At 63.3% G+C, this 21,728-nt stretch carries 23 protein-coding genes and 1 pseudogene; 9 read left to right on the top strand and 15 right to left on the bottom strand.

Annotation, left to right across the window (positions count from 1 at the left end; all coding sequences use genetic code 11):
- Position 1 precedes the first annotated feature (1 nt).
- Positions 2-775 (top strand): exodeoxyribonuclease III, encoded by a 774-nt coding sequence (gene xth / locus M1D43_RS23890; RefSeq protein ID WP_014527776.1) that lies wholly within the window; start codon positions 2-4, stop codon positions 773-775.
- On the opposite strand, the gene M1D43_RS23895 is transcribed toward xth, so the two are convergent.
- The 4 genes from M1D43_RS23895 to M1D43_RS23910 form a co-directional block, all read right to left on the bottom strand.
- A complete protein-coding gene (locus tag M1D43_RS23895) occupies positions 772-1,089 on the bottom strand; it encodes a PepSY domain-containing protein (RefSeq protein ID WP_017267686.1) in 318 nt (105 codons plus the stop codon). The two genes, xth and M1D43_RS23895, sit on opposite strands and share 4 nt — an antisense overlap.
- Positions 1,090-1,148: 59 nt before the next feature.
- Positions 1,149-1,493 carry a PepSY-associated TM helix domain-containing protein gene (locus M1D43_RS23900; protein WP_015242790.1) on the bottom strand — a complete coding sequence of 115 codons (345 nt, stop codon included), beginning with the start codon at positions 1,491-1,493 and terminating at the stop codon, positions 1,149-1,151.
- A gap of 187 nt (positions 1,494-1,680) precedes the next feature.
- Complete coding sequence (locus M1D43_RS23905; RefSeq protein ID WP_014527775.1) at positions 1,681-2,487, bottom strand: glucose 1-dehydrogenase; 807 nt, start codon at positions 2,485-2,487, stop codon at positions 1,681-1,683.
- A gap of 130 nt (positions 2,488-2,617) precedes the next feature.
- Positions 2,618-2,917, bottom strand: coding sequence for an SDR family oxidoreductase (locus M1D43_RS23910; RefSeq protein WP_015242789.1), 300 nt, complete (start codon positions 2,915-2,917; stop codon positions 2,618-2,620).
- 113 nt (positions 2,918-3,030) lie between these two features.
- Here M1D43_RS23910 and M1D43_RS23915 point away from each other — a divergent pair, with 113 nt between their 5' ends.
- Complete coding sequence (locus M1D43_RS23915) at positions 3,031-3,240, top strand: GMC oxidoreductase (RefSeq protein WP_017263920.1); 210 nt, start codon at positions 3,031-3,033, stop codon at positions 3,238-3,240.
- 80 nt (positions 3,241-3,320) lie between these two features.
- Here the strand turns inward: M1D43_RS23915 and M1D43_RS23920 are convergent.
- The 7 genes and pseudogenes from M1D43_RS23920 to M1D43_RS23950 form a co-directional block, all read right to left on the bottom strand.
- Positions 3,321-3,826 (bottom strand): annotated as a pseudogene (locus M1D43_RS23920) (RES family NAD+ phosphorylase).
- Positions 3,823-4,308: a DUF2384 domain-containing protein gene (locus M1D43_RS23925; protein WP_014527774.1), complete on the bottom strand. Its 486-nt coding sequence runs from the start codon at positions 4,306-4,308 to the stop codon at positions 3,823-3,825. Before M1D43_RS23925 ends, M1D43_RS23920 begins: the two are co-directional and overlap by 4 nt.
- Positions 4,309-4,410: 102 nt before the next feature.
- A complete protein-coding gene (locus M1D43_RS23930; RefSeq protein WP_010976219.1) occupies positions 4,411-6,105 on the bottom strand; it encodes a M20 family metallopeptidase in 1,695 nt (564 codons plus the stop codon).
- Between the two features lie 150 nt (positions 6,106-6,255).
- A complete protein-coding gene (locus tag M1D43_RS23935) occupies positions 6,256-7,908 on the bottom strand; it encodes a DHA2 family efflux MFS transporter permease subunit (RefSeq protein ID WP_014527772.1) in 1,653 nt (550 codons plus the stop codon).
- Positions 7,905-9,002 (bottom strand): HlyD family secretion protein, encoded by a 1,098-nt coding sequence (locus M1D43_RS23940; RefSeq protein ID WP_013850354.1) that lies wholly within the window; start codon positions 9,000-9,002, stop codon positions 7,905-7,907. Before M1D43_RS23940 ends, M1D43_RS23935 begins: the two co-directional genes overlap by 4 nt.
- Positions 9,003-9,088: 86 nt before the next feature.
- Positions 9,089-9,502: a cupin domain-containing protein gene (locus M1D43_RS23945; protein WP_003530515.1), complete on the bottom strand. Its 414-nt coding sequence runs from the start codon at positions 9,500-9,502 to the stop codon at positions 9,089-9,091.
- 76 nt (positions 9,503-9,578) lie between these two features.
- Entirely contained in the window at positions 9,579-10,331 is a 753-nt protein-coding gene (locus M1D43_RS23950) for an SDR family oxidoreductase (RefSeq protein WP_013850353.1), read from the bottom strand.
- A gap of 251 nt (positions 10,332-10,582) precedes the next feature.
- Between M1D43_RS23950 and M1D43_RS23955 the strand changes: the two genes are divergently transcribed.
- Positions 10,583-12,178: a winged helix-turn-helix domain-containing tetratricopeptide repeat protein gene (locus M1D43_RS23955; protein WP_013850352.1), complete on the top strand. Its 1,596-nt coding sequence runs from the start codon at positions 10,583-10,585 to the stop codon at positions 12,176-12,178.
- A 51-nt stretch (positions 12,179-12,229) separates the two neighbouring features.
- Here M1D43_RS23955 and M1D43_RS23960 read toward each other — a convergent pair whose 3' ends face one another.
- Positions 12,230-12,691: a YbhB/YbcL family Raf kinase inhibitor-like protein gene (locus M1D43_RS23960; RefSeq protein ID WP_003530520.1), complete on the bottom strand. Its 462-nt coding sequence runs from the start codon at positions 12,689-12,691 to the stop codon at positions 12,230-12,232.
- A 324-nt stretch (positions 12,692-13,015) separates the two neighbouring features.
- Between M1D43_RS23960 and glgA the strand changes: the two genes are divergently transcribed.
- The 3 genes from glgA to M1D43_RS23975 all read left to right on the top strand — a co-directional run bounded on the left by glgA (position 13,016) and on the right by M1D43_RS23975 (position 16,612).
- Entirely contained in the window at positions 13,016-14,476 is a 1,461-nt protein-coding gene (gene glgA, locus M1D43_RS23965) for a glycogen synthase GlgA (protein ID WP_014527771.1), read from the top strand.
- Positions 14,477-14,790: 314 nt separating this feature from the next.
- Positions 14,791-15,702 (top strand): DMT family transporter, encoded by a 912-nt coding sequence (locus M1D43_RS23970; protein WP_003530524.1) that lies wholly within the window; start codon positions 14,791-14,793, stop codon positions 15,700-15,702.
- 133 nt (positions 15,703-15,835) lie between these two features.
- On the top strand, positions 15,836-16,612 hold the full coding sequence (locus tag M1D43_RS23975) for an ABC transporter substrate-binding protein (RefSeq protein WP_003530526.1): 777 nt from the start codon (positions 15,836-15,838) through the stop codon (positions 16,610-16,612).
- A 51-nt stretch (positions 16,613-16,663) separates the two neighbouring features.
- Here M1D43_RS23975 and M1D43_RS23980 read toward each other — a convergent pair whose 3' ends face one another.
- Both M1D43_RS23980 and M1D43_RS23985 read right to left on the bottom strand, forming a co-directional pair.
- Complete coding sequence (locus M1D43_RS23980) at positions 16,664-17,929, bottom strand: adenylate/guanylate cyclase domain-containing protein (RefSeq protein ID WP_003530528.1); 1,266 nt, start codon at positions 17,927-17,929, stop codon at positions 16,664-16,666.
- A gap of 1 nt (position 17,930) precedes the next feature.
- Positions 17,931-18,482, bottom strand: coding sequence for a methylated-DNA--[protein]-cysteine S-methyltransferase (locus M1D43_RS23985; protein WP_003530530.1), 552 nt, complete (start codon positions 18,480-18,482; stop codon positions 17,931-17,933).
- A 211-nt stretch (positions 18,483-18,693) separates the two neighbouring features.
- Between M1D43_RS23985 and M1D43_RS23990 the strand changes: the two genes are divergently transcribed.
- Positions 18,694-19,251 carry a DNA-3-methyladenine glycosylase gene (locus M1D43_RS23990; protein ID WP_014527769.1) on the top strand — a complete coding sequence of 186 codons (558 nt, stop codon included), beginning with the start codon at positions 18,694-18,696 and terminating at the stop codon, positions 19,249-19,251.
- 190 nt (positions 19,252-19,441) lie between these two features.
- Here the strand turns inward: M1D43_RS23990 and M1D43_RS23995 are convergent, their stop codons facing one another.
- Positions 19,442-19,567, bottom strand: a complete 126-nt coding sequence (locus M1D43_RS23995; RefSeq protein WP_017264137.1) for a hypothetical protein — start codon at positions 19,565-19,567, stop codon at positions 19,442-19,444.
- Positions 19,568-19,747: 180 nt separating this feature from the next.
- On the opposite strand from M1D43_RS23995, the gene M1D43_RS24000 reads away from it, so the two are divergent.
- Together M1D43_RS24000 and M1D43_RS24005 are read left to right on the top strand one after the other, a co-directional pair.
- Positions 19,748-20,635, top strand: a complete 888-nt coding sequence (locus M1D43_RS24000; RefSeq protein ID WP_003530537.1) for an NAD(P)-dependent oxidoreductase — start codon at positions 19,748-19,750, stop codon at positions 20,633-20,635.
- 202 nt (positions 20,636-20,837) lie between these two features.
- On the top strand, positions 20,838-21,650 hold the full coding sequence (locus tag M1D43_RS24005) for a TIM barrel protein (protein ID WP_014527768.1): 813 nt from the start codon (positions 20,838-20,840) through the stop codon (positions 21,648-21,650).
- Positions 21,651-21,728: the final 78 nt, after the last annotated feature.

Consider the following 21,728-nt stretch of genomic DNA (forward strand, 5'->3'; position numbering starts at 1 on the left):
CATGAAGATCGCGACCTTCAACATCAACGGCGTGAACAAGCGGCTCGACATCCTCTTGACCTGGCTCGGTACGGCCGAGCCGGACGTGGTCTGCCTGCAGGAGCTCAAGGCGACTGACGGACAGTTTCCGAGAGCCGCGATCGAGGCGGCGGGTTACGGTGCCGTCTGGCGGGGCCAGGCCGCCTGGAACGGCGTTGCCATTCTCGCCCGCGATCGTGAGCCGGTGCTCACGCGAACCGGGTTGCCCGGCGATTCCTCGGATACGCAGAGCCGCTACATCGAAGCTGCGGTGAACGGCATCCTGATTGCGTCGCTCTATGCGCCCAACGGCAATCCGCAGCCCGGGCCGAAATTCGACTACAAGCTCGCCTGGCACCTGCGCTTCAACCAGCATGCCGCCGCGCTGCTCGAGACGGGTGTGCCGGTGGTGCTCGCCGGCGACTACAACATCGTTCCGGAACCGCGCGACATCTATCCGACCCGCTCCTACGACGACAACGCCCTCGTCCAGCCGGAAAGCCGCGCAGCCTTCCGGAGCCTTGTCGATCAGGGCTGGCTCGACGCACTGCGCAAGATCCACCCGAAAGAGCAGCTCTTCACTTTCTGGGACTACCGCCGCAACCGCTGGCAGCGCGACGCCGGCCTTCGCCTCGACCACATTCTCCTGAGCCGCAAGCTCCGGCGCCGCCTGACCGGCGCCGGCATCGACCGGGAGATCCGTGCGCTTGAAGGGTCGAGCGACCATGCGCCGGTATGGGTGTCGATGCGGGATTAGTTCCTGCACGTTTCGCTGGCAGGCGACCGGACGGCCAGCTTCCTCCACCGGCGTGCCTTGCGTTTCTTCCACCAGATGATGACGCCGGTGGCGGATAGCATGGCGACCAGCGCGCCCATCAAGGTCATGGAGACCTTGAACGGAAGACCCCACACGGCTGCCATGTGCAGGGCAGTCAGCCAAGTCGTGACGGTATCGCCGGCCGCTTGCCCGGTGGGCAGGTAGATTCCGAGAAATGCGCCGCTGTCGCCATGGAAAGCGAGACGCGTATTCCCGCCTTCACGGAACTCACCCGCGTCACAACTCGATGTCACGATGTCACGATGTAGGTGTAAACCGCGCCGAGGGTCGTACCCCGCCCAGTCTTCCCTTTCTACGGCAGATCCGCGTGCCTTGCGTGCTCGGCGACAAGTCGCCGCGCCACGGCGAGCGCCTCCTTGCGATCGATCAGCGGCTCGTAGCGCGGCTCGGCGAGCCTGGGAACATGTTCCCGGAAGCGAGTGGCCGCCTGCGTCGGCAGGGGCGCCTTCGTCACCGGATTATAGACTTCTTTTAGATTGAAAGAGACCGAAGACCAGGCCAGCACGAACAGCATGGCCCAAACCCAAAGCCCGCCTGCGCGGTGGAGATCGAAGCTGGACTTGTGCGGCCCGCCATAAATCCGCAGCCGCCACGCCTTGCCCCATTGCCGCCGGAAGTTCTTGGCCCGCGGTGTCATGTTTAATGACTGAAATTGCTCGCCTTAGCGTCCGAACGACTAGTCAAGGCGTGCGGGACTCCCCAAATCTGCATTCGCACTTTCTTGGCAAGACGTTGCTATTTTACCACAAACCAGGCGATCAACCACTAGCGGAAGCTCTCGCCGCAACAGCCTTCGCTGGATTCAGCTGCAGGAAATGTTCGCCTCAAAGGCAGCTGGTGATGCCACCGTCGACATAGAGTATGTGACCGGTGACGAAGCTCGATGCGGCCGATGCCAGGAACACGGCGGCCCCTGCCAGCTCGCCGGTATCGCCCCAGCGGCCAAGCGGCGTTCTCTGCTCGAGCCATGTCGAGAACTTCTCGTCCGAAACCAGCGCACTGTTCAGTTCCGTCTTGAAGTAGCCTGGCGCAAGCCCGTTGACGCGGATGCCGTATCGGCCCCAGTCGAGCGCCATGCCTTTGGTCAGCATTTTGAGCCCGCCTTTAGACGCGGCGTAGGGCGCAATCGAGGGACGTGCGAGTTCGCTCTGGACCGAACAGATATTGATTATCGTCCCCTCGCGGCGTTCGATCATCCCCTGAACGACCGCCTGGCCGACAAGGAAAGCACTCGTCAAATTGGTTTCGATGACGCGCCTGAAGGCGTCTTCCGGGAATTCGTGAAGCGGCGTGCGGTGCTGTATTCCCGCATTGTTGACCAGAATGTCGATACGGCCTCGCTCGGTGAGAATATCGGCCACCGCTCGGCCGATCTCGGCCGACTTGGTGACGTCGAAGGCCGAGGTTCCAACGGTGAAGCCGTGCTCTTCGAGTTCCGCACGCGCACCGGCAAGGCGCGCCTCGTCGCGACCGTTGAGGATAACTGACGCCCCCGCCTCGCAAAGAGCGTGCGCCATGGTGAGGCCGAGCCCGCCGCTCGATCCGGTAATCAGGGCGACCCGGCCGCTCAGATCGAAAAGCGCGGGAAGACCGCTTGTCCGCGGCGCGGGGTTTGAGGCGCCATCCATCATGTCTCGGGCTCCTTGGACGGGCGTGCCACTCGGCACGGCGGGCATGGCGGAGCTTTGGCTTCGCCACCCACCCGGAACATAAGAGAAAACAGGGCTGTGGTACAGTTCCTGACCGGCGGTCGAGGTGGGATCAGCGTCCCATCCAGCCGCCGTCCACGGTGAGGATCGTGCCCGAGACGTAATCGGATGCCGCCGAGGCCAGAAAGACCGCCGGGCCGGCAAAGTCCTCGGGGCCGGCCCCAGCGGCCCGCGGGATGCGCGCGAGAATGGATTCGGCGCGGCTCGGATCGTTGCGCGAGGCCTCGGTATTGTCGGTGGCGATGTAGCCCGGGGACAATGGCATTGACCTGAATGTTCCGGGCTGCCCATTCGTGGCGAAAGCCTTGGCGAGCTGGCCGACCCCGCCCTTCGAGGCCGCGTAGTCCGGCACGGTGATGTTCCCTGGAAGGTCAGGAGCGAGGCGGTGAAGATCACCTTCCCGCCCTTCCCGCGGGCGATCATGCCGCGGCCCACTGCCTGGGTCAGCAGAACTGCGCCGTAAGATTGGTTTCGATCACCTCGTCCCACCAGGCCCGCATGGGTGCCGACGGCGACCCGATGGCGGCGCTCGATGCGCGCATGCGCGTGCGGGTGATAGAGGGCTTGCGCGTGGCCGACATGTCGGCCGTCCCCGACATCAATGCCGGCAACACCAATGCTCCCGCCACGATGCTGGGCAACCGCTGCGCCGGTTTCATTCTGGGAACGGCGTAAGAACGCAGCGCCTCGTCACGCCTCTGAGCCGTTTTCAGGAGCGTCTCGAGCATTACGACAGGGTCGGCCAATGAGGGCGTTCATGTTCCCGGTGGATGCAATCGCGTGTCCAGCGCAAATGACTCTTGGAATTTGAGGGCATAGGCGGCCGGCGCGGCGCCCCCGAGAAAGACCAGGTTCCAGCTATGCGGCGAGACCGCGCTCGGGATTGCGACGAACCGATGGCGTCGAAGCAGATCATCCCCATAGGCTTGCTGTCCCGCGCCGGGAATGCCCGGCCGTGCCCAGTTGGGATTAGGCACGCTTTTCGGATCGACGACATAGACATCGCCGGCGTCCGCGATGGCTGCGGCCGTCATTGTATGCGCCACCATGTCCAGCGCCCGAAAACCCTTATGAACCGCGACCTCAAGGATCGCCGTCGCAGGGTCGAGTGAGCAGTAGACCGCACGACCCCCTTACTGTTCCAGCGGCCGCCCACTCGGTAGGCGCCTTCTCCGCTATCCCATGTCGGTGCGTGGACGGCTTGGTCGAGCCGCCAAGCCACCAACTCGGTCCCGCCGAGCGCAACCGGCAGAAGGGTCATGCATAGATGCCGTATTCGAGGCGGTCGAGATGATCCTCGACCAGCTCGACGCCGGGCGGCGTCCCGAGAAGATCAATCGGGCGGCGTTGGTCTAGTCCGACCGCCGGACGCTCCAGCCATTGTTCGGCTTCCGCCTGCGATCCAAAAATATCCGTCGCCTTTGCGAGTATTTCCGCAAACTTCCACGCGCGACCACTCTGCTCCTGGCTAAGCGGCTTGTTGGGTGTCTCCTTGCGCCGCTGCCACGTGCGCAAACTCATACCTACTGCCTTTTCGAGCGACTCGGTCTTGCCGATGAAGACGAGATTCCCGACAAGGTGATCCAGTGCCGATGCCGGCAGACCACGCAAGAGAAGCTCGTGCGCGTCGAGCGCATTGGTCAGGTGATGCGCCAGAACACGCGAACCGCCGAGTAAGGTCTCGATTTTTTGCAGCTCACCACCGCCTGCCGCTGGTGTCGGTGCTTTTGCCGCGAGAGCCATAATTTTTCTCCTACGTCATCTGTCGCTCAAAATATGCACACCTGTCGCGACCGGTTTCAAGGGTTTCGGAGGACAGGCGGCTTTTTTGCCTATCTGCGAGCCTCAGTCCCTGTGTCTGTCGTCGCCGAGGAAGGTCCTGGCGATTTCGGAAACGAGCTCCGGGAGGACCCTGAACGCGTAGGGTTCATGGACGCGCTCGAACTTCTGGTGGAACTCCCGTCCCCAAGGTCCGAGATTGACGGTCGGAAAACGCAGCGCGTTTTCGGATGGCCGATCGACCAGACGTGAGATCGGGGTGTTGTCCGAAACGACCTGGCTGCCGCTGGCGGCAAGCCCGAGGAAACTCATGTCGGAGATTCCGTAAAAATGCGGCTTCCAGATGAGGCTTCGCGCGGGATCGTTGCCAAGACCGGCACGCGCCTTCTCGATCGCCTGATGAAGGGAGCGGTCGTTTCCTTCCGCCAGGCGCAGATGGCTGGGCGGATAATGCAATCCCGAGAAGCCGATGACGATGGCGGGGCCGGAAAGGCGCGCGATACCGACGAGCCACTCAGTAAGTTGCCGCGTAGCGACGAGCGGGTTGTCGCTCTGGGCGAATTCCCTTTCCTTCTCGGCATAGAATGCGTCGAAGCCGTGCCCGAAAACGCGTGCAGCCGCCGCCCGCAATTCCTGGAACGACAGAAGGCGCGGCTTGGCTGGTAGGCCGCCCGCACTTCTGCCGACGAGCTTGCCGTATTCCGCCGACTGTGCCGCAAACGTCTCGATGGCCTCGTTCGCGCCGGTCAGCACCTCCTCTCGGAAGCGCTCAAAGAGTGCGTCCGCCGTCATCGAATGGTAGAGCCAGTTGAAAGCTATCCAGAAGCGCTCCGGCGTCGTCACTTCGTAACCGTCGCGCAGATCCTTCGCCTCGAGGCAGATCGGCGGCGGCGAGATGTCGTTGTCGTCGCGATCCGCCAGGGAAGCATTCCCTTCCAGGCGTGCCAGGATCCCGGCCGCCATGGCCTGTGCGCTCACCCCTTCGAAGGGGTAGCTCGCATGAGAGCTGCAGCCGATCACCAGGGCAAAGGGTAGGAGCTTGCCGATCGTGCCGGCGTAAACGGCCCGCCCTTCGCTGCCGTCGCCCTGATCCGAGGTCACGTCGAGGTTGATGCCCCCGGCTATTTCGATGTCGAAATCCCTGACCAAGCCGGGCAACGCGTCCCGGAGCGATCGCATTCCCCGGCTTTCCCGTTCCTCGTCGGGGGTGGCGACCAGCATGAGATTGCCCTGTCGGTCCGTGTCGGCCGCGAATTGTTCGAGACAGGCTATGGCCACGGCGAGTCCGCTCTTCATGTCGAGCAGGCCGCGGCCAGGGAGGAAGTCGCCACTCGCCAGGTCCTGCAGGGCCCGCTCTTCCTGTTCGGATCGGCCGGTTCGCGCCGACAGGCTTTCGATGAGTGCATCCTTGAGCGCCAGGCTGTCGCATGCCAGCGCCTTGAGCTCGTGATAGTTGTCGGTCGACACGGTGTCGAAGTGGCCGGCCATGACCAGTGTTCGCTTGCCCGTGCCGCGAACGAGCGCAACGACATTGCGGGTCAGCGGTTCGCCGTGACTTGCAAGGAGGCCCAGGTCCTGCGGATGCTCCCGAAAATAGGGGAGTTCGCCGAGAAGCCCATGGAGGCGATCCGCGAAGGATGCTTCGCCCGGCGTGCCGGTTTCACTGGGCCAGGACGTCATGCGCAGAGCGAATTGCCGGACGCGCTCGCTGTCGATCCGGCTTCCAGCGCGAGAGACAGTCTCTTCTTGTGCATTCGTCATCGCAATTCTCCGTCTTCAGTTCGACAGGTGCTTTCGAAGGAACCCACGCGTTCGTCTTCACCAACGGTGTGTGGGCCATGATTGCGTCGGAACTGAACGAGCTGATCTCGACGATACGGGTAACTGACGGTGTCTCGAAAAGCGAGACGTTTATGATGCGGGGACGCGCTTGATCGGAAGGGTGTGGTCACCCGACGGCTTGGCCGCCACGCCGGCGCGGCCTTTTTCAGCACGCGCTTTTGCATATCGCGAGAGGCCGATCTTGATGCCGACCAGCACGGGGGCGGCGATGACGAAGAGGAGGCCGATCGCGTTGAATGCGGTGTCGAAGGCGATCACGGTGGACTGACCTGCCACGGCCCGGCCGAGAAGACTGGCCGCCCCGCGGCTCGCGGCAGCCGCGTCCATCCCTTTTGCCGTTAGCAGGGCAGCGGTGGTCGTCAGCCGATCGGCGACGGCGGGAGCTCCTGCGGTGACGTTGGCGCCGAGGACCGCGAGATTGTGGGAGACGTTGTGCTCGATCAGGGTCTGGAGTGCGCTGACCCCTATGAGACCGCCGAGCTGGCGGCCGGTATTGAAGAGACCGATACCGGAGGCGAGATTTCGGCTGTTGAGATTGCTGAAGGCGATCAGGGTGATCGACAGGAACAGGAAGCCAAGGCCGGCGCCGCGCAAAAGGATCGCTGCCATCATGTCGCCCGCACCGCTTTCGCTGGTCGACCCGGACAGCATCCACATCGCCGCCATGATCATCAGGATGCCGAAGGGCACGGTGGCGACCGGAGGAACACGGCGGAGCTGCATGAGAAAGGCGGCGATGAGGAGCGCGCCGATGAAAAGTGCCCCGCTCGGCAGCAGGAGCTGCCCGGCGTCTGTCGGCGTGAAGGCAAGGACGGACACGGCAAAGGACGGGATCAGGAACGCGCTCCCGAACAATGCGGCGCCGGCGACGAAACTGACGATGAAGGCGAAGCAGAAATCCTCCGTTTCGAACAGGGTGAAGTCGAACAGGCCCTGTCCTTTGGCGAGCACCTGCTGACCGAGAAAGGCCAGAAGCGTGGCTGTACCGATCACTGCCAGCCACAGGATTCGCGGCTCCTCGAACCAGTCCCACCGGCTGCCCTGGCTGAAGACGTAGGTGAAGCAGAAAAGCGCAATGGAAATCAGGGAGAAGCCGATCCAGTCAAACGGCCGCCGCGCGGCTCGTGCGGGCATCGGGGCATCCGCGATCAGCAGAAGCCCGGCAGCCACCAGCGCCAGCGGAACGATGCTGAAGAAGATCCATGTCCAGGACTGGCTATCGAGCAACCAGCCCTGAAGCGCCGGGGCAATCGTCGCGGGAGCGACGACGGACCCCATCGCGAACAGGGCCTGGAGGATCGGCTGACGGGACCGCGGAAAGGCGAGAAAGATGATCGCCTGGCCGCCGACGAGCAGGGTGCCGCCGCAAAAGCCCTGAATCATTCGAAGAGCGACGAGGAGGTCCAGCCGGGCCGTTATGGCGGCAATGCCGCATGCCATGCCCATGGTCAGGGTCGAGCCGACGATCAGGCTGCGCGGATCGAAGCGGCTCATCAGCCAGGAGGCGGCCATGAACCCGATAAGCTTGAAAGCGGTGTAGCCGACATCCAACCAGGCGAACTCGTCGGGCGTCGCATATGTGTCGCCGATGATATCGCCGCGCCCGAGCGAGAGCACGGTGCTGGCGATCGCCTCGGTCAGCGTCGCAAGCACTATGCCGGCGACGAGAAGGCCCCCTGCCATGGATATGTCGCGGCCCGGCGTGACGGTGGGGATAGTCATGAACCGCTCTCCAGATCGATCTCGACACGCGCTGACAGGCCCGGCAGGAGGCGGCCCGACAGCGGATTGCCGGCGAACCGGATCTTCACCGGAACGCGCTGGACGACGCGGACGAAGTTGCCCGTGGCGTTGTCTGCGGGCAGCAGGCTGAAGGCAGAGCCGCTGCCGGGTGAAAAACTGTCCACCACGCCTTCAAGCGCTCCCCTCGGGTAACCATCGATGGTGATGCTGGCGCGCTGACCGGGCCGGATATGTTCGAGCTGGGTTTCCTTGAAATTCGCGACGATCCATACATTGTCGAGCGGAACGATATCGAGCAGGGAAGCGCCCGGCGCAACGAGCCGGCCGACGCGCACCTGCCGGTTGCCGATGACGCCGCCGACGGGGGCGCGCACCACGGTGCTCTCCAGATCAATCCCGGCGAGGTCGCGCGCGGCCTCCGCCTGTGCCACCGCAGCGACGGCGGCTTCGCGCTGCGCGGCAAGCACGGCGATGCGCTGCTGCTGCGCCTCCACCGTTGCGGAAGCCGCCAACACGTTCGCCTCGGCCCTCGATTTCGCCGCGTCGCTTTCGTCGACATGGGCCTGGCTGATCGTGTTGCTGCGGATAAGCTCGCGGCGGCGGTCAGAGGCCTTGGCCGCCAGGTTCAACTCGGCCACGACCGAACGTCGCTGCGCTTCGGCCTGGCGGATCAGGGCATGCTGAAGCGCCATCTCCGCATCGACGTTGGTCAGCCGTGCCTCTGCCGCTTCGACATTGGCCACCGCTTGCGCAAGCTTTGCGCGGTAGTCCCGATCGTCGATCCGGAAGAGCACGTCGCCCGCCCGTACCGCTTGGTTGTCCTCGACTTCGATAGCCGTGACGTAGCCTGCGACCTTTGGGGCAAGCGAGGTAACATCCCCGCGGACATAGGCGTTGTCGGTCGACGCCGCACCGCTCTCGCGGGCCCAGGTCCACCCGGCAACGACGACGACGACCGCCCCCAGGCACAGCGCCAGGCCGATCATCTTTTTCCTGTTGGGTCGCGCCACGGCGACACCGTTCCCGGACCTTGCGCCGGTGATGATGGCGACCTTCTCCTCCAGCGATTCCATCTTCTCAATTCCTGTTGGGCGTCGATTGCCGCAGCCCTGCCGCAGGGATCTGCGCCAGGGCTGCCGCGCTGATGAGCGTCTAGCCGTCACTCCCCGACCGGCGTGGTCAGTTCCGTTTCGTCAGTGTCCAGAACGAACACCGCCAGCAGCCGTGCAGGTTCCGTGTCGCTGGCGTTCGCACTTACTTCATGTTGCGAGCCTGGATCTTCGTAGAAGTTTTCGCCGACCTGATAGACCTTTTCCGGGGAGCCGTTGACGCTGCTGCGGATCGCGCCTTCGAGCACCGTCGCATAGATGAAGGCAGACTTCGGATGCGTGTGGGCGGGCGAACCGCCGCCGGGTCCGTATTCGACAAGGACGCCCCTCATGCTTTTGCCGGGCACGTTCGGAAGGGCGTGGTCGAATACGACGGTCACCTTGCCGGCAGGCCGGTCGCCGGCCGAGGCTGCAGTGAACGAGAGTGCTGCAAGAGCAACGGCCGAGAGGAATCGCGTGAACATTTCAGTTCTCCTTTGAGAGTGCTTTGGTGTGGCGCGGCCCGGTGCCGGGTCGCCTTTTCGATTGTTCGCGGGAGCCTCAGCCCGCGGCTTGCCGGCCGAGCCAGTCCTCGAAGCGGATCGCGCCGAGGCGCGGGTTCTTGCCGGGGGTCAGCGATTGATCGTCAAGCACGGCGCCGAAGTAGCGCGCGTGGACATCGGGCAGGACCTTGCGCGGGTCCTCAGTCGACCGCAGGAAGCGCCTGACCAGTTCATCGAGCGGTATCGCCTCGGGACCGGCGACCTCGAGCGTGCCGTTGACCGGCGGTGCGACCGCGACCTCGGCGAGCGCCGCCGCCACGTCGTCGGAGGCGATCGGCTGGATCAGCGCCGGCGACAGGCGGATCTCGTCGCCGACGGCCGCCGCCTGGGCAATGCCGCCGACGAACTCGAAGAATTGCGTGGCACGCAGGATGGTGTAGGGAATGCCGGATGCCTTGATGAGGTTTTCCTGCGCGACCTTCGCACGGAAATACCCGTTGCCGGGAAGACGTTCGCTGCCGACGATCGACAGGGCCACGTGGTGGCGGACGCCGGCGGCGGCTTCAGCAGCCAGCAGGTTGCGGCCCGACGTCTCGAAGAAATCGAGAACGGCCTTGTCCTCCCACACCGGCGCGTTCGCCACGTCGACGACGACATCCGCGCCGTCCAGCGCCCCCGCGAGGCCCTCGCGGGTGATGGTGTTCACGCCCGTATTGGGGGCGGCTGCGAGCACATCGTGGCCGCGCTCGCGAAGGTTCTGCACAAGTTTCGATCCGATGAGGCCGGTGCCTCCGATAACGACGATCTTCATCGCTTGTCTCCGCTTCTCTCGACTGCAACCATTGCCGTCGGTCTGAACGGAGAGTGCCTGCGCGCGTCAGGGAAGTCCCTGTGGCGGGCTTGAATTGCCCTTCAAGGAAGCTTGGAATTCCGTCCAAAGGAGCGGTTGTTCGACCGGCATGCCTTGCTGCCGGCGGTGCAGCCAGTTACGCGATGCCGTGCTATCAGATATTATTCGCCAGTTGCCCGGATAGCGAGCGCGGCCGGCCAGGGGATGCCGAAGTGCGATTCATGTTTGGAGACTACGTGCTCGACCAGGAGCGCCGGGAACTCACCCGGCGCGGACAGGTCGTGTCCGTCGGACCGCAGGTCTTCGACCTCCTGCTGCATCTGGTCGGCACCCGCGACCGTGTCGTCAGCAAGGACGAGTTGCTCCAGGCGGTGTGGGGCGGCCGCATCGTCTCGGAATCGACGATCACCAGCCACATCAATGCGGTTCGCAAAGCCATCGGCGACACCGGCGGGGAGCAGCGCCTGATCCGGACGGTCGCCCGCAAGGGCTTCCGCTTCGTCGGCGACATCAGGATCGGCGGGATCGGAGAAGTCCGACAGCCCGTCGGGCCAGGCGCCGCGTTACAGGCCTCCGGCGGATCGGGAGAAACAGCCTCCGCGCTCGTCCTTCCGGACAAACCCTCCATCACCGTCCTGCCTTTTCAGAATCTCAGCGGTGATCCGGAGCAGGAATATTTCGCAGACGGCATCGTGGAGGACATCATCACGGCCCTCTCGCGCATCCGCTGGCTGTTCGTCATCGCCCGCAATTCGAGTTTTAGGTATAAAGGCCGGGCGGTGGAGGTGAAGGACGTCGGTAGGGAGCTTGGCGTGCGCTATGTGCTGGAAGGCAGCGTGCGCAAATCCGGAAACAGGGTGCGCATAACCGGGCAGCTCATCGACGCGACGACGGGGACGCATCTCTGGGCGGAGCGCTTCGAGGGCACCCTGGACGACATTTTCGAGCTGCAGGACCGGATGGCGGAAAGCGTCGTCGGCGCTATCGCACCTCAGGTCGAGCGGGCGGAAATGGAGCGCGCCAAGCGCAAGCCGACGGAAAGCCTCGACGCCCACGACTATTATCTGCGTGGAATGGCAAAACTGCACAGCGGAACCCATGAAGCAATCGAGGCGGCACTGCCCTTGTTCTATCGGGCGATCGAGCTCGATCAGGAATTTGCGTCTGCCTATGCCGGGGCCGCCTGGTGTTACTTCTGGCGCAAGTTGAATGGCTGGATGGTCGATCGGGCCGAGGAGATAGCCGAGGGCGCGCGCCTGGCGCGGCGGGCAGTGGAACTTGGCCGGGACGATGCGGTAGCGCTGACAAGAAGCGGTCACGCGCTCGGACATCTCGTCGGCGACCTGGACGGCGGCATTGCGCTCATCGACCGGGCACGGCTGCTCAACCCCAACTTCGCCCCCGCCTGGTTCCTCGGCGGCTTCCTGCGCGTTTTCCGCGGTGAACCGGAGAGTGCGATCGAGCATATCGAGCACGCCGCACGTCTGAGCCCCCTGGACCAGGAAATGTTCCGGATGCAGGCCGGAACGGCACTCGCGCATTTCTTCGCCGGTCGCTTCGACTCCGCCCTGGTCTGGGCGGAAAAGGCGCTGGGAAACCTGCCCAGCCTGCTCGTCGCGGTCGCCCTGGTGGCGGCGAGCCACGCGCTTGCCGGGCGGACGGAGGAAGCGCGAAAGACGATGCAGCGCCTGCGGGCGCTCGACCCGTCATTGCGCGTGTCCACCCTTCGGGACTGGCTGCCGATTCATCGCCCGGAAGACCTCGCCCGATTTGCGGACGGACTGCGGCTGGCCGGATTGCCCGAGTGATCGGATGCGGGGGAAAGCCGCTAGACACACCGTTTCTGGAAATGCTTACATCTACCCTTCGTATGTGCCGACGATCTCCGCCTCGCCGATGAGATGCTTGCAGGCCCTCTCCCAGGCTTCTGCCGCGCCCACGTCGTCGGGGATCGAAAGGTTGGCCGCGTCGAGGGCGGCAAGCCTGAACCGGTAACGGTGCACGCCTGTTCCGGAAGGCGGCTGCGGCCCGTCGTAACGGGCGTTTCCGAAATCGTTTCTGATGAACTTGATCCCACGTTCGGGTCCGGTATCGACCGCTTGCGGAAGCTCGGTCCAGCTGCCGGGAATGTTGATGATCGAGCAGTGGCGGAACAAACCGCTCACCGCATCGGGATCCTCGACGATCAACGCGAAGCTCTGCGTTGCCTCGGGCGTCCCCGTCCATTTCAGCGGCGGGAACAGGTTCTCGCCGAAGCGGGTATATTTCTGCGGTATCGGCTGGCCATCGGCGAATACGGGACTGATCAGACTGAAGGTCATCAGTTGCCTCCTTCCATGTACGAGCAAATGCCGCAGCGATCTTTGAATGTCCCACGGGACGCACAGGCGCGGCTGCTACGAAAGCGAGAGCGCGGGGGCATTGCCCCATCGGCGCGTCCTCGCGCGAATAGGAGAACCAAGAGCCGCGACTTGTGTTCCCGAAGGCGGCAGGCGCCGCGAATCCCAGCCGCACGAACAGCGCGCGATAGGCAGATAAAATTTCATCGGATGGCGGGAACTTTGTTGCTCATGATTGTGTTGATGGAGGGCACATCGGCGGCGAGTGGGCCGGTCGCATTCAACACGTTTCCCGGAACATGAACGATGCAGATACTGTCTGTCACGGCCGAAATTTTTCCGCTCGTCAAGACCGGGGGCCTGGCAGATGTAGCGGGATCGCTCCCCAAGGCACTCAGGGCCCACGGCATCCACACGCGCAGCTTCGTTCCGGGTTACCCCGGCGTCATGCGCGCGCTCAGCGACGCGACCCCGGTCGCCGAGTTTGAAAGCCTGTTCGGCGAACGCGCCACTCTCATCGCGGCGCGGGCTCACGGGCTGGATCTCTTCGTGCTCGATGCGCCGGCCTTCTATGACAGGCAAGGGGCCCTCTACGTAGACAGGCATGGCCGGGATTATGCGGACAACTGGAAACGCTTCGCCGCCTTCTCGCTGGTCGCATCGCAAATCGCGCGCGGGCTCGTTCCCAACTGGCGGCCGCACATCATTCACGCACATGACTGGCACGCGGCGATGAGCCTCCTCTATCTGAAGTACGCCGGCGACGACACCATTCCTCGCGTCCTAACCGTGCACAACCTTGCGTTCCAGGGGCAATTCCCGGCCCACTACTTCCCCGAGCTCGGCCTCCCGGCGGAAGCATATTCGATCGACGGCGTCGAATATTACGGCGATATCGGGTTCCTCAAGGGCGGCCTGCAGGCAGCCGATGCGATCACGGTCGTCAGCCCCACCTATGCGCGGGAAATCATGTCCCCGGCCTTCGGCATGGGGCTGGAAGGCGTGATGAACGAACGGCATGCGGATGTCGTGGGCATCGTCAACGGCATAGACCTGGAAGTATGGGATCCATCCTCAGATCCCTGCATCGAGCATCACTATTCGGCGCGCGTGCCGCTGCGCCGCCTGCCCAACCGGCAGGTGCTGCTCCGGCATTTCGGCCTGCCGGACACCTGCGGACCGATCTTCGCCAGCGTCAACCGGTTGACATGGCAGAAGGGCATGGACCTTCTCGCTGCGACCGCCGGCGAGATTGTCAAGAATGGCGGCACCCTGATCATCCATGGGCAAGGCGAGGAGAAGCTGGAAGCCGCATTCATGGATCTCATGCGACATTTCCCGCAAAACATCAGTGTAAGCATCGGTTATGACGAGCACCTCGCCCACAGGATTCATGCCGGCGCGGATGCAATGCTCGTTCCGTCCCGGTTCGAGCCCTGCGGCCTCACGCAGCTTTACGCGCTGCGCTACGGCTGCGTACCGGTCGTCGCCCGCACGGGCGGCCTGTCGGAGACCATCATCGATGCCAACGATGCCGCGCTCCATGCCCATGTCGCGACGGGCATACAGTTTGCGCCCATCGACGAGGACGGACTACGCCATGCACTGCGCCGCACCTTCCGGCTCTACCGGCTGCGACGCGTCTGGGAGGGACTTCGCCGCCAGGGCATGAAAACCGACTGCTCGTGGCATCGCAGTGCGGCCCGCTATGCGGACCTTTACAGCGAACTCCTCAATCCCGACATGCGCCTGGTCGGCAGCGCTTGACCTGGAAACTCCAGGAAAAGTGCGCAGCGGTTTTCCGTCCGGAATTTCGAAAGCAAAAGGGCTGGGCATTCAGGGGAAAGCGGAAATGCTCCAGCATGCGCCGGCGCCGTCCCTCGCCTTTCCCGGAATTCCGCAATTTCGCAAATTGCTATCATTCGCAAAGGTGATGAATTGATAAGCAGTGCGGCATGGATTGCGCCGCCCGAATATGCGAATGGCTGCGCAGGTTGCCGCGCCGGATTCTCTGAAATCCGTGCCTCGCGACCGGAAACGTTCCGCGGGACCGCGGACCCGCTCTGAAGGAATTCGCATCCATGGCCGTCGACAGCGTCCCCGGCAACCTTTCCCGTGAAAACGGCGCCGCCCGCGCCGGCGTGGTCGTTATGCTCCTCGGCATGTTGATGTTCTCAGTGAACGACGTCATGGGGAAGTGGCTCGTCGCCACCTACTCGGTCGGCCAGGTGGTGCTTATCCGCAGCATCGCCGCTGCCCTTCTGCTCGCGCCCTTCCTGTGGGTAAGCGGCCCGAAAAAACTCTTCACTCTCGAGCGGCCCGGCCTTCAGCTTGCCCGCGTCGTCGCCTCGACCGCGGAGGTGGTCGCGTTCTATTTCGCCGTCGTCTACCTGCCGCTGGCTGACGTCATGACCTATTGGCTGGCGGCGCCGATCTATGTCGCGGCCGTTTCGCCGCTGGTGCTGAAGGAACCTGTCGGCTGGCGGCGCTGGACGGCGATCGGCATCGGCTTCGTCGGCGTCGTCGTCGCGCTCGAGCCGTCGTCACAGGCCTTCACGCTGCCGGCCGTCATCTCGATTCTCGGCAGCATGACCTTCGCCTTCATGATGATTTCCGGGCGTTCGCTGCGCGGCACTCCGGATACGACGCTCGCCTTCTGGCAGATTGTCGGCGCCGCGGTCGCCGGCCTCGTCTGGGCACCCTTCGACTGGACACCCCTCAAACCACTCGACACGGCGCTCATCTGCCTGCTCGGCGCCGTAGCAATGATCGCCCATGTCCTCGTCAACCGGGCGCTGAAGCTCGCCGATGCCGCGACGGTGGCCCCGTTGCAGTATACGCTACTCTTCTGGGCAATCTTCTTCGGCTGGCTGATCTTCGGCGATACGCCGCGGCTGTCGATGGTGATCGGCGCCGCCCTCATCGTCGCCTCCGGTCTCTTCATCTTCTTCCGCGAACAGCAACTGAAAAGGCAGGGGCGGCTAAAGGGCTAATCCCGGGCACGACTTCCACACTTCATCAACGCTAAGAATATCGATTATCGCGCCTATCGATTTCGCTTATGTAACGTCTGCCCCTACAGTTCCCTGGAAGCGCCGAACAAAGGCGCAACCGAGGGGAAAGAACATGCGAAAGCTCATTCTGGCGCTGGCACTCGCCGGCACTGCACTGTCTTCTTCCGCCGTTGCTGCGGAGAAGCTGAAGATCGGAACCGAGGGTGCCTATCCGCCCTTCAACTTCGTCGATTCCAGCGGCAAGATCGGCGGTTTCGACGTGGAAATCGGTCTCGCGCTCTGCGAGCGCATGAAGGTCGAGTGCGAAGTCGTCGCCCAGGATTGGGACGGCATCATTCCGGGCCTGCTTGCCAAGAAGTACGACATGATTATCGCCTCGATGTTCATTACCGAGGAGCGCAAGAAGCAGGTGGCTTTCACCAATCCCTATTACCTGGCCGCGATGACGCATGCGGCACCGAAGGGTGCCGGCATCAGCGCCTTCAGCAACGAGGCGCTCCAGGGCAAGGTGATCGGCGCCCAATCCGGCACGACCCAGGCCGACTATATCGCCGCCGTCTACCCGGATGCCGAGATCAAGCTCTATCCCACCCAGGACGAAGCCAATCTCGACATGGTCAACGGTAGGCTCGACCTGCAGGTCGGCGACATGCTGCCGCTGCTCGATTGGGTTACCAAGAATGACGACGGCAAGGGTTGCTGCGAGCTCGTCGGCGAGCCGATCACCGACAAAAAATTCGTCGGCGACGGCGTCGGTATTGCTGTCCGGCAGGAGGACAACGAAATGCGCGAGAAGCTGAACAAGGCGCTTGATGAGATCCGCGCCGACGGGACCTACAAGAAGATCAACGACAAGTATTTCACCATTGACGTCTATACGATGAAGTGACGGCGCATGCCTCTCATCCGGCCTGCCGGCAGGCCGGATGAGAGGCAAAATCTATTTTTTTCCCGAGAAGGCAAAGACGTCGACCGGCTCATCAAGCCCCCGCAAGGCATAGGAACCCAGATTTTCCATCTGCCCTGCACAGCCTGCCTTTTCGACGAAGGCTCTTGAGAGCAGAACCGGACGCTTCAGCTCCTTCGTAAGGGTTTCGAGACGCGAGGCGATGTTGACCGCCGGTCCGATCACCGTGAAGTCCAGACGCCGGCGCGAACCGATATTGCCATACATCACATCGCCGACATGGACGCCGATGCCGTAGCCGAGCGGATCGTGGCCCTTGCGCAGGTTCTCCTCATTGAGAACGGCAAGAGCGGCCTGCGCCTCGCCGATGGCTCCGAGAAGCTGACTGCAGGCACAGGGATTGCTGAGCGGAAAGATCGCCAGCAGCCCGTCGCCCATGAATTTCAGGATCTCCCCGCCGTGCCGCTCGATCGGTTCCGACATGGCGTCGAAATAGCCGTTGAGGAGTTCGATGACGTCGTCCCTGGGCCATAGGTCGGACAGCTTCGTGAAGTCGCGCAGATCGCAGATGAGGATCGCCGCGCCTACCGTCACGCCGCTGCCGCGTGTGGTCGCTCCGGCCAGGATCTGCTCGCTCGCATGCGGCCCGACATAGGTCTCGAGAAGCGTGCGGGCGAAGCGGTTCTTCAGCCGGATTTCACTGACAAGCGCCAGGGCCGGCAGAATATCCTTCAGGAAGGCGAGATCATCGGAGCTGAATCCGCCCGGCCTGTCGCTCGCAAAGGTGACCGCGTGCCGCTTGCCGAGCGTATGGAGCAGGGGCCAGATGATGTACTCGGTCAGTCCCTCCGCGCGCAGTTCATCATAGAGCGGGTAATCCGGACCCGCCGATGTCGGGTCGTCAAGGCGTCTGCGCACTTCCTCCGCCCCCTCGTTGAAATCGCGCAAGGGGCTGCTCAGATATTGCGTGGTGTCCTCGACGCCGTAGGCATAGGTATCAAGCTCCGCCTCCGCCAGACCCTTTCGCCATAGAATCCGTGCACCGATCCACTGCGGGTGGTGAATTCTGAAATGCAGGGTGGCGCGGGCGACGGGCACGCCGGCCTCCACCAGCTTGTCGCACATCTCCACGAAGATGTTGTCGATAAAGCGTTCGCCGCGCGTCTCGATGACGAGCCAGTCGATGATCCGGCGCCGCCGCGCCGGCCATGTCCCCTCGCTTTCGCCGGGCAAAGGCGGCTGTGGCTGTGTCGGAGACTGAACTGCGACGTTCGCCTCGCTCGGATTCGTGGTGGCCATTTCAAAACCCCAGGGATTGCTGCGCGGGCTCCGGCGGAGCGACCTTGACGCCTTCCATTTCGAGCATTCCGAGCTTCGTGGAAGAACCGCCCGGCGCCGAGAAACCGCCGATCTTGCCGCCGGCTGCGAGAACCCGATGGCACGGGATGATCAGTGCCACGGGATTCTTCGCCATCGCTTGGCCGACATCCCGGGCCGCCTCCGGGCCTGCGCCGAGCTCCTTCGCAAGGGCGCCGTAGGTCGTCGTGCTGCCCCACGGGATCTTTCGCGCGGCCTGATAGATCTTCTCGAAAAAGGCGCCCTGTCCCTGCAGATCGAGATCGAAGCGGGAAAAATCCGTCTCCCTTCCCTCGAAATAGTCCTTCACCGCCGCGACCGCTTCGGCAACCCGCGGCGGCGGCTCGTGCGGCGCTCCGTCCGGCAAACGCCGCAGAAGCAGTCGCTCGGTGGATTCGGCGCTTCGCGTCGGCAGCTGGAAGCGCGTGATGCCGGCATCGCTCCAGGCGATGCCGCAGAAACCGCGTGCGGTTTCGAAAATATGGTAATGGTTCATGAGTTCGCTCTCCTCCAGCACCGCATGCGCGACTGAGGCACGCCGAGTTGCTGTAGCGCTTCGAATTCCTTCATGGAGAATCGTGCGCCCGGGCCTTCAATTCAACCCGTTTTCCCTAGGGGAGACCTAAAAAAGACGATCTCATTTTCGTCATTCATGCCTTGGCGCTCGCCGGATCTCTTGCGAGGATGCGGATAACTCGAACTGACCGGTGCATCGCTTGACCTCAGATGTCGATTTCTTCGCGCGTAGCGCCGTCCAGGTGGCGGCTGATCTGATCGGCGCCGATTTCACCGTTTCCGGTGTCGGCGGCACGATAGTCGAGACGGAGGCCTACCTGCCTGACGACGCGGCGTCGCATAGTTTCGCCGGCACCACGGCGCGCAATCGCGCCATGTTCGGTCCGCCGGCGCATGCCTACGTCTATCTCTCCTACGGCCTGCACTGGTGCCTGAATTTCGTCTGCCTGCCAGGCAGCGCCGTACTGATCCGCGCGATCGAACCGCGATGGGGCATAGACACGATGCGGGCGAGACGTGGCGTCCGTGAAGAGAGGCTATTGTGTTCCGGACCGGGACGTGTCGGACAGGCGCTGGCGATCAGCCGGGAGCTGGACGGATTGCCTCTCGGAGAGGATCCGTTCCGCCTCACCCTGCCCTCCACGAAACCGCCGCTCGCCGCCGGCATCCGCGTCGGCATAACCAAGGCGGTAGAACAGCCCTGGCGGTTCGGGCTGGCCGGCTCATCCTTTGTGAGCCGCAAGTTCTGATGCAGCTTCGCCGGTCGGGTGAAGCCGCTCTTCGGTTCCGTTCAAGTTGACACGGAGACCCGCTTCTGTCCTTAAGCTACACCCCGCGCGTCTGATCGGACGCGCAAATATCGCTGTAGCACTTTGATCTTCTGCATGTCGTTGTCCTTCGATCGGGTAGAATTAAAGGACAAATGCATCGATGCTTCGATCAGAGCTGATCGTAAGTGGATGAGTTGATGACATCACGATGGGCCTGGTTGTTTTCGCAGGTCATGCGGCGAATCTGGTTTCCAGCCACGCTTTTCTCCATTCTTGCGATTATAACTGCACTCATCGCAATTTTCCTTGGCCCATTCCGAGAGACCTTCCGAACCGGATAGGAGCGGACGCAGTCGACATAGACGAATTCTCGAAAAAGCGCTCGCAGGTTTTCGCCCGCATCCCGCTCGAATTCTCTAGGATCGTGGATACCAGTCGTTCAATGACCATAACATGCATCAGAGGAGGCAATTAGATGACGAAATCGAACATAGGCTTCATCGGGCTCGGATTGATGGGCCAGGGCATGGCGGCAAATATCCTGAAAAAGGGTTGGCCGCTCCAGGTGATGGCGCATCGCAACCGGGCGCCGGTGGAGATGCTCGTGGCCGAGGGCGCACGCGAAGCCAAGACGCCGCGTGAGATGGCGGAGCAATGCGACGTCATCGTCCTCTGCGTTACCGGCTCGCCGGAAGTCCTTTCGGTCATCGGCGGCCCGGATGGCATCGCGAGTGCGGGCAGGCCGGTCACCATCGTCGACTGTTCCACATCCGATCCCTCCGTCACGACGAAGCTTGCAGCCGATCTCGCGGGAAGCGGCCTTACGCTCATCGATGCGCCGCTCAGCCGTACGCCGGCCGATGCCGCCGCGGGCACGCTCGATGTCATGGTCGGCGGCTCGGAGTCAGACGTGCAGCGCGTGTGGCCGGTACTCGAATGTTTCGCCGGTCGGATCATCCACACGGGGCCGACCGGCTCCGGTCACACGATGAAACTGCTCAACAACTTCCTATCGATGGGCTACGCGGCGCTCTATTCCGAAGCGCTGATGCTCGGACGCAAGGCCGGACTGACGCCCGAGGTCTTCGACAGCGTCATTCGCGGCGGCCGGATGGATTGCCCTTTCTATCAGACCTTCTTCCGCTGGGTCTTGGAACGCGACCCGAATGCCCACAAATTCGCGATCCGCAACGGCTTCAAGGACATGAGCTATCTTGCCGGCTACGCCATTGCCGCCGGCGTCGCCAATCCCGTCGGGGCAGCCGTCCGGAACTCATTTGCACAGGCGGTCGGCGCGGGCCGCGGCGAGGATTACGTGCCTATGCTGTCGGATTTCATCGCCGAGGCGAACGGTCTCGAGTGAACGCAACGGCGAGCGCCTTTTGCCGGGCGGTCTGACAGAATTCCGTCAGCGGTGAAATGCAATCTTGCAGGGATGCAACATTGCCACTGGTCTGCGGCTTTGACTGAGTCCCGCGGAATGGTGAATGTGACTGCGGCCGAAAATGGAACAAACGTTCCGGTGTCGCCGCATCTCAGCACCATTCCCCGAGGAGACATCCGACATGACCGCCCTCCCCTTCGCCCTCAACCATATGGCCGCGCCCGCCCTCCCGGTCGACGCGTTCTTCTCGCTTGCGAAATCGCTCGGCATCTCCATGGTCGAAATCCGCAACGACCTCGCCGGCAACGCCATTGCCGACGGGACGCCTCCGGAGGAGGTGAAAGCCCTTGCGGAGAAGCACGGGCTGACGATCGTCTCGATCAACGCCTTGCAGCGCTTCAACGAATGGAACGAGCAACGGGCAGACGAAGCGCGCGAGCTCATCTCCTATGCACGCGATTGCGGCGCGAAGGCGCTGGTGCTGGTGCCCGTCAATGACGGCAGCGGCAAAGAGGACGGCGTCCGACAAAGCAATCTTCGGCAGGCGCTCGGCGCGCTGAAGCCGATGCTCGACGCGGCCGGCATCACCGGCCTCGTCGAGCCGCTCGGCTTCGAAGCCTGCTCGCTGCGCTCGAAGGCGGAGGCCGCCGAAGCGATCCGGGCAGTTTCCGGTGAACGGAGCTTCCGCCTGGTGCACGACACGTTCCACCATCACCTTGCTGGCGAAGACCAGTTTTTTCCGGATCTCACCGGCCTCGTGCACATCTCCGGCGTCATCGACGCAAACCTGGCCGTCTCGGACATGCGCGATCCGCATCGCGTTCTCGTCGACGCCGCCGACAGGCTGGACAATCAAGGCCAGACTCGCCGGCTGCAGGATCAAGGCTATGCTGGGCCCTTCTCATTCGAGCCCTTTGCCCCTTCCGTGCACGAACTTGCCGACCCGGCAGACGCCCTGCGCGAGAGCATGGACTACCTCCGGTTACGGAGCTGACCGCCACCAGCAGTGGAAAGAGCGGGAATCCAAACCGGCGCGCCCACGCGCTCTTGACGGCGCCCAGATAAAATGGAA

It is taken from the genome of Ensifer sp. R1-3 (assembly GCF_056739175.1).

Bases quoted from the DNA above. Each gene is read 5' to 3' on its own strand.
- xth (WP_014527776.1), top strand. From the start codon at position 2: ATGAAGATCGCGACCTTCAACATCAACGGCGTGAACAAGCGGCTCGAC.
- M1D43_RS23900 (WP_015242790.1), bottom strand. From the start codon at position 1,493: ATGACACCGCGGGCCAAGAACTTCCGGCGGCAATGGGGCAAGGCGTGG.
- M1D43_RS23905 (WP_014527775.1), bottom strand. From the start codon at position 2,487: ATGATGGATGGCGCCTCAAACCCCGCGCCGCGGACAAGCGGTCTTCCC.
- M1D43_RS23925 (WP_014527774.1), bottom strand. From the start codon at position 4,308: ATGGCTCTCGCGGCAAAAGCACCGACACCAGCGGCAGGCGGTGGTGAG.
- M1D43_RS23930 (WP_010976219.1), bottom strand. From the start codon at position 6,105: ATGACGAATGCACAAGAAGAGACTGTCTCTCGCGCTGGAAGCCGGATC.
- M1D43_RS23935 (WP_014527772.1), bottom strand. From the start codon at position 7,908: ATGACTATCCCCACCGTCACGCCGGGCCGCGACATATCCATGGCAGGG.
- M1D43_RS23940 (WP_013850354.1), bottom strand. From the start codon at position 9,002: ATGGAATCGCTGGAGGAGAAGGTCGCCATCATCACCGGCGCAAGGTCC.
- M1D43_RS23945 (WP_003530515.1), bottom strand. From the start codon at position 9,502: ATGTTCACGCGATTCCTCTCGGCCGTTGCTCTTGCAGCACTCTCGTTC.
- M1D43_RS23950 (WP_013850353.1), bottom strand. From the start codon at position 10,331: ATGAAGATCGTCGTTATCGGAGGCACCGGCCTCATCGGATCGAAACTT.
- M1D43_RS23960 (WP_003530520.1), bottom strand. From the start codon at position 12,691: ATGACCTTCAGTCTGATCAGTCCCGTATTCGCCGATGGCCAGCCGATA.
- glgA (WP_014527771.1), top strand. From the start codon at position 13,016: ATGCAGATACTGTCTGTCACGGCCGAAATTTTTCCGCTCGTCAAGACC.
- M1D43_RS23970 (WP_003530524.1), top strand. From the start codon at position 14,791: ATGGCCGTCGACAGCGTCCCCGGCAACCTTTCCCGTGAAAACGGCGCC.
- M1D43_RS23975 (WP_003530526.1), top strand. From the start codon at position 15,836: ATGCGAAAGCTCATTCTGGCGCTGGCACTCGCCGGCACTGCACTGTCT.
- M1D43_RS23980 (WP_003530528.1), bottom strand. From the start codon at position 17,929: ATGGCCACCACGAATCCGAGCGAGGCGAACGTCGCAGTTCAGTCTCCG.
- M1D43_RS23985 (WP_003530530.1), bottom strand. From the start codon at position 18,482: ATGAACCATTACCATATTTTCGAAACCGCACGCGGTTTCTGCGGCATC.
- M1D43_RS23995 (WP_017264137.1), bottom strand. From the start codon at position 19,567: ATGAGTGCAGTTATAATCGCAAGAATGGAGAAAAGCGTGGCTGGAAAC.
- M1D43_RS24000 (WP_003530537.1), top strand. From the start codon at position 19,748: ATGACGAAATCGAACATAGGCTTCATCGGGCTCGGATTGATGGGCCAG.
- M1D43_RS24005 (WP_014527768.1), top strand. From the start codon at position 20,838: ATGACCGCCCTCCCCTTCGCCCTCAACCATATGGCCGCGCCCGCCCTC.